The organism is Variovorax sp. E3, assembly GCF_016082275.1.
In the GTDB taxonomy this organism is placed as follows: domain Bacteria; phylum Pseudomonadota; class Gammaproteobacteria; order Burkholderiales; family Burkholderiaceae_C; genus Variovorax.
Window position 1 is genome coordinate 1 of sequence record NZ_MOWM01000252.1, and the last position, 6,347, is coordinate 6,347.

Consider the following 6,347-nt stretch of genomic DNA (forward strand, 5'->3'; position numbering starts at 1 on the left):
GCAGCCGGCCGCGTCACCCGCGCCTGCCCCCGCCGCCACCGCCGGGCGACAGACGGGGTTGGCGTCGAACATCGGCTGGGTCATCAGCATGGGCCTGCAGGCGATCTACGTGGCAAGCGTCTTCAGCACCAGCAGCCGGCCGATCGTGTGGCTGATGACGGGCGCCGTGCTCCTTTCGAACTTCATTCGCCGCAAGAGCGGCTGGGGCATGTTCCTCGCGGCCATCTTCGTCTCGGCCGCGCTCACGATGCTCGTGCGCGCCTGACGACCGGCGCGGCGTGCGCGGTGGCAAAAACCACAGCGCACGGCACGCGCTGCTTCACAGCACGCGCCAAGCCCGCTACATTCGCAGGTCCGACAAACAACCACCGAAGGAGGTACGCGATGGAAGACACTGCTATTCACGCCCCCACCCACGTGCGGTTTGTCCTGGTACCCTCCTTCTGACCGACTGCTGACGCGCTCCTTGCGCAGCTGGTGCCCCTGAGGGGCACGGCCGGTCCGGCGCTCGCGGCACCCTCGCCGCAGCGACACGACACACCGCCCCGATTCAAACGCCGCCGCCAGCACGCATGTGCCGGTGGCGCCCCGTTCCTTTTCGAATCAAGGCCTACCCATGCTTGAACCTCATGCCGCGCGTTCGCGGCATACCGTGACGACCACCACGTTCGACGCCCGGCGCGCGAGCGAATCCGACTGGGAGCGCTTCTGCGCCTTCTGGCGCCTGCGCGCCGCCGAAGACCATCCCGGCGAGCCCGTGCAGGCCGATGCCGACCGGCGGCGCGACGTGCTCAGGCACGACCCGTTGCACGACTTCCACCGCATGCTGGCCGTGGGCGACCACGGCGAAATCGTCGGCAGCCTCACCGCGAGCTTTCGCCGCGAAGGCACACCCGGCCACGCGCCCTTCGCGCCCTTCATCGACGCCTGGGGCGGCGTGCTGCTGCCGCACCGCCGGCGCGGCGTTGCGAGCAGCCTGCTGGGCGCGCTGCTGGCGTTGATGGAAACGCACGGCAAGTCCGTGGCCACCCTCCATGCGCACGCCCCCGAGGGGCACGCCTTTCTGCAGGCCATCGGCGCGAGCGAGAAGCACCGCAGCGTCGAGAACCGCATGCCCTTCGACGGACTCGACTGGCAGGCGCTCGCGCGCTGGCGCACCGAGGGCTTCGCGCCCGCGCACGGCCTGCGCGCCGAAGTGCATGCCGGCCGCGTGCCCTACGAGCGGCTGGCAACGTTGATCGGCCCGATGTCCGCCCTGCTCGACGATGCGCCCACCAGCAACCTGGCGCGCCCGCCGATGCGCTACGACCTGGAGAGCTTCGCGCCCTGGTACGCCGAGATGGACCGCCGCGGCGGCGATCACTACCTGGTGCTGCTGCTCGACGGCGACGCGCTGGTCGCCGTGTGCGAGGCCAGCTGGAACGCGCAGACGCCCGAGCGCATGCACCAGCGGCTCACCGCCGTGTCGCGCCAGTGGCGCGGCAAGGGCCTTGCCAAGGGCGTGAAGGCCGCCATGCTGCAGCTCGTGCACGAGTGCCACCCCGAGGTCACGCTCGCCATCACCAACAACGCCGAGGTCAACGCGCCCATGCTCGCCATCAACCACCGCCTGGGCTTCGCGCCGCACAGGCACTTCGGGGCCTACCAGCTGGGCACCGACAGCCTGAGGGCTTTTCTGTCGACCCGGCTCCCCGCCACGCCCCGGGAGGCATCGCAATGAAGGCACCCCAGAGACTGCAGGCGCTGATCGACGAAGGCCTGATCGACACCGTGGTGCGCCAGCTCATGAGCGGCAAGGAAGCCATGGTCTACGTGGTGCGCTGCGGCGACGAAACACGCTGCGCCAAGGTCTACAAGGAGGCCGACAAGCGCAGCTTCCGCCAGGCCGTCGACTACACCGAGAACCGCCGCGTCAAGAACACCCGCGAGGCGCGCGCCATGGCCAAGGCACGCGCTTCGGCCGCAAGGTGACCGAGGCCATCTGGCAGAGCGCCGAGGTCGACGCGCTCTACCGGCTGGCCGCCGCCGGCGTGCGCGTGCCCACGCCGCACAATTTTCTCGAAGGCGTGCTGCTGATGGACCTGGTGACCGACGCCAACGGCGACGCCGCCCCGCGCCTGAACGATGTGATGTTCTCGCCCGAAGACGCGCACCGGCACCACGCCAGCCTCCTGAAGGAAGTGATGCGCATGCTGTGCGCCGGCATCGTGCACGGCGACCTCTCGGAGTTCAACGTGCTGCTGGCCGAGGACGGCCCGGTGATCATCGACCTGCCGCAGGCGGTCGACGCCGCCGGCAACAACCACGCGCGCCGCATGCTGCTGCGCGACGTCGAGAACCTGCGCAACTTCTTCGGCCAGTTCGCGCCCGCCCTGCTGGGCACGCACTACGGCGACGAGATCTGGCAGCTCTACGAGCGCGGCCTGCTGCGCCCCGAGACCGAGCTCACGGGCACCTTCGTGCGCGAGAGCGGCCCGGTCGACCTGGGCAACGTGATGCGCGAGGTGAACGACGCGCGCGAAGAAGAAGCGGCGCGGCGGCTGCGCATGCAGACGCCGCGACAATAGCGGGCCGACCACGCCCGCCCGATGACCTCCTCCGCCCTGCCGACCCCCACCCCGCGCCCGCCGCTTTTCACCACCGCCCGGCAGATCGCCAAGGCCGCCGCCTTCGTGGCGCTGGGCTTGGGCTCGGCGGCGCACGCGGCGGGCATTCGCCTGGAAGACGACCGCGGCACCACGGTCGAACTGCAGGCGCCGGCGCGGCGCATCGTGTCGCTGATGCCCTCGCTGACCGAGACCGTCTGCGCGCTGGACGCCTGCGACCGGCTCGTGGGCATCGACCGCCACGCCAACTGGCCGGCGTCGGTGAAGGGGCTGCCGCAGGTGGGCGGCATCGACGACGCCAACATCGAGCGCATCGTGGCGCTCAAGCCCGACCTGGTGCTGCTGCGCCCGCGCAGCCGCGCCGCCGAGCCGCTGGAGCGCCTGGGCATCAAGGTGCTGGCGCTCGACGCCAAGACCCATGCCGACATGCGCCGCGTGATGGAAACCGTGGCCCGCGCCACCGGCCGCCCCGGCGCGGGCGAGGCCTTCTGGCGCAAGCTCGACGCCGGGCTCGACGCGGCCAGGGCCCGCGTGCCCGCCGGCTGGCAGGGCCGGCGCGTGTACTTCGAGGTGCACGGCGGCATGGCGGCGGCCAGCGAAAGCTCGTTCATCGGGGAAACGCTGGCCCGCCTCGGCCTGGGCAACGCCGTGCCCGGCACGCTCGGCCCGTTCCCCAAGATGAGCCCCGAATTCGTGGTGCGCGCCGACCCCGACGTGCTGATGGTGTCCGCCCTCGGAGAAATCTCGGCCATGGCCGGGCGGCCCGGCTGGTCGGCCATGTCGGCCATCAAGCGCGGGCGGGTCTGCAGCTTTGCCTCGGCCCGCTTCGACCTGATGATGCGCCCCGGCCCCCGGCTGGACGAGGCGGCCGACGCCATCGTGGGTTGCCTGGCCTCGCTGGGCGACCCCAAGCCCTGAGCGGCCGGATGCCGGATCTGCCCGATGCGGCGGCGGCGTGCGTGGCGTACCATTTCAGTACCTTGACCACCCTTCCCGCTCCTCTTGCCCCTGTTGTCGGCGACGTCGACAGCGACGAGGCCATTGCGCGGGACGTGGCGGCCATCGGCCGCATCAGCGCGGTGCCCTCGCTGCTCAAGGTCATCTGCCAGAACACCGGCATGGGCTTTGCCGCCGTGGCCCGCGTGACCGACGGCACCTGGACCGCCTGCGCGGTGGAAGACACCATCCAGTTCGGCCTGAAGCCGGGCGGCCGGCTGCAGGTGCAGACCACGCTGTGCAGCGAATCGCGCGCGGCCCGCCAGCCGGTGGTGATCGACCACGCCAGCACCGACCCGGTGTACTTCAACCACCACACGCCGCGCCTGTACAACATCGAGAGCTACATCTCGGTGCCCATCATCCACAGCAACGGCGACTACTTCGGCAACCTCTGCGCCATCGACCCGCGCCCGGCCCGGGTGTCGGACGCGCGCGTGGTGTCGATGTTCACCGCTTTCGCCGACCTGATCGCGCGCCAGCTGGAGACCGAAGACCTCCAGGTGCGCACCGAGACCGCCCTGCAGTCGGAGCGCGCCACGGCCGAGCTGCGCGAGCAGTTCATCGCCGTGCTCGGGCACGACCTGCGCAACCCGCTGTCGTCGGTGGGAGCGGCGGCCGAGTTGCTGATCCGGCGCACGGGCGAGCCCGATCTCGTCAAGCTCGGCACCCGGCTGAAGACCAGCACGCGCCGCATGTCGGCGCTGATCGACGACGTGCTCGACCTGGCGCGCGTGCGGTTGGGCTCGGGCATGGGCCTGGCCATCCGCGAGGCCGACTTCCTGGCCTCGGGACTCAAGGACGTGATCGACGAGGTGCGGGCCGCCAACCCCCGGCTCGACATCCGCGACCAGTTGTCGATCAACGGCATGGTGCGCTGCGACCAGGGCCGCATCCAGCAGGTGCTGTCCAACCTGCTGGGCAACGCGGTGGCGCACGGCGCGCCCGACCAGCCCATCGTGGTCCGCGCCGTCGTGCGGGACGACACCCTCGTGCTGTCCGTCACCAACGGCGGCGCGCCCATTCCCCCCGACGACATTCCCAGGATCTTCCAGCCCTACTGGCGCCCCGAGAACAGCAAGCCCGGCGGCGGACTGGGGCTGGGGCTGTACATCTGCTCGGAAATCGTGGCCGCCCACGGCGGCACGCTGCAAGTCACTTCTTGCGCGGACGACGGCACCTGCTTCGTGGCAACGCTTCCGGTCACCTGACACTTCTTCATGAACAGCATCGGCATGGCGGTCGTCCCCGCCACGGAATTCTCGCGCGGCGAACTCACGGCACTCTGGAACCGGGCCTATGAAGGCTACTTCGTGCCGATCGCATTCGACGAGCTGCGCTTCGAGCGGCACCTGCGGCGCGGCGAGGTCGACCTGTCGCTGTCGCGCGTGATCGCTGTCGACGGCGCGGCCTGCGGCATCTCGCTGGCCGGGCGGCGCGGGCCGCGCGCGTACCTTGCGGGCTTCGGCATCGCGGGCTCGCACCGGCGGCAGGGGCTGGCAAAGCAGCTGATCGAGGCGCAGACCGCGGCCTTCTCGCAGGCGCGCATCGCGCAGGCGTTTCTTGAAGTGATCGAGCAGAACCCGGCGCGCGCGCTCTATCGCCAGGCCGGCTTCGAGGAAGTGCGAACGCTCGAGGTGCTCGAATGGCAGCTCGACAAACATCGCAGGCAGGCGAGCACGCGACCCGAACCCGCCGCGCTCCAGCCGCTGCACAGCGCCTGCACCGCGATATCGCGGCCCACCTGGCGCCGCGAATGGCCGACCGTGCTGGACGCCCTCGTGCGCGAGCAGGCCGTCGCGCTCGGCGTGTGGCGCCACGACACGCTGTGCGCCTATGCCGTGATGCCGCCGGCCGGCGACGGCCAGGGCGCGCTGCTCGACGCCGCCGCCCTGGACGAAACCGCCGCGCACGAACTGCTCGACGCGCTGGCCACCGCCCGCCCCGCCACCCGCTGGCGGCTCGTCGACGAGCCCGTCGGCAGCCCGCTTTCCCGGGCCGCGAGCGCACGCGGCGCCACGCTTGTCATCCGTCAGATCGAAATGGCGTTGACACTTCTGCAGCAAGACAACGACGCCCCCACCTTTTCTCCCCGTTCATGAAGCACCGCAAGCAAACCACCTCGTCCACCCCGTTCGTCCGCGTCGGCCCCAGCGGCGTGCACGGCCTGGGCGCCTTCGCCACGCGCGACCTGCCGGCAGAAGCCTTCCTCGGCCTGTATGAAGGCCGCCGCTACACCAAGGCCGAGATCGCCACCAAGGTGTGGGACGACCAGCTCACCTACCTGTTCACGCTGTCGAACCACGAAACCATCGACGGCGCCAAGGGCGGCAACGCCACGCGCCACCTGAACCATTCGTGCGAGCCGAATTGCGAGGCGGTCGAGGAATACGACGAAAGCGGAGAGATGGTGCTGCGGTTCCAGACGCTGGAACCCGTGGACGCGGGCGACGAGCTGTTCATCGACTATTCGCTGACGGCGGACGACGGGTCGCCGCCGTCGAAGTACCCGTGCCATTGCGGGTCGGTGAATTGCCGGGGGACGATGCTGGCGCCGGCCGAGGACGCAGTCGCGGAGCAGGACGCCGCCTGACGGGCTATTGGTTCAAACTGATGCGAAGTTCGCTTAGAAGCTGGCGTTCAAGTTGAAGCCCAACGTGACCTTCGCCGCGCGATAGCCCTCCGGCTTGCTGATCGGCGCGCCAACGAAAAAGTCGTAGCTCAGCTTGGTCCACTGGCCGCGCA

General features: G+C 70.3%; 5 protein-coding genes and 2 pseudogenes. All 7 read left to right on the forward strand.

Annotated elements, in window-relative coordinates:
* Positions 1 to 265, forward strand: a pseudogene (locus BMG07_RS39095) (hypothetical protein); the annotation flags it as partial.
* 351 nt (positions 266 to 616) lie between these two features.
* A complete protein-coding gene (locus tag BMG07_RS39100; RefSeq protein WP_198088986.1) occupies positions 617 to 1,720 on the forward strand; it encodes a GNAT family N-acetyltransferase in 1,104 nt (367 codons plus the stop codon).
* Positions 1,717 to 2,567: pseudogene (locus tag BMG07_RS39105) on the forward strand (PA4780 family RIO1-like protein kinase). Before BMG07_RS39100 ends, BMG07_RS39105 begins: the two are co-directional and overlap by 4 nt.
* A 21-nt stretch (positions 2,568 to 2,588) precedes the next feature.
* Positions 2,589 to 3,524, forward strand: a complete 936-nt coding sequence (locus BMG07_RS39110; RefSeq protein WP_198088987.1) for an ABC transporter substrate-binding protein — start codon at positions 2,589 to 2,591, stop codon at positions 3,522 to 3,524.
* Between the two features lie 62 nt (positions 3,525 to 3,586).
* Positions 3,587 to 4,813, forward strand: a complete 1,227-nt coding sequence (locus tag BMG07_RS39115) for a HAMP domain-containing sensor histidine kinase (protein WP_269759844.1) — start codon at positions 3,587 to 3,589, stop codon at positions 4,811 to 4,813.
* Positions 4,814 to 4,822: 9 nt separating this feature from the next.
* On the forward strand, positions 4,823 to 5,704 hold the full coding sequence (locus BMG07_RS39120; RefSeq protein ID WP_198088989.1) for a GNAT family N-acetyltransferase: 882 nt from the start codon (positions 4,823 to 4,825) through the stop codon (positions 5,702 to 5,704).
* A complete protein-coding gene (locus BMG07_RS39125) occupies positions 5,701 to 6,195 on the forward strand; it encodes an SET domain-containing protein (protein WP_198088990.1) in 495 nt (164 codons plus the stop codon). Before BMG07_RS39120 ends, BMG07_RS39125 begins: the two co-directional genes overlap by 4 nt.
* The last annotated feature ends 152 nt before the right edge of the window (positions 6,196 to 6,347 follow it).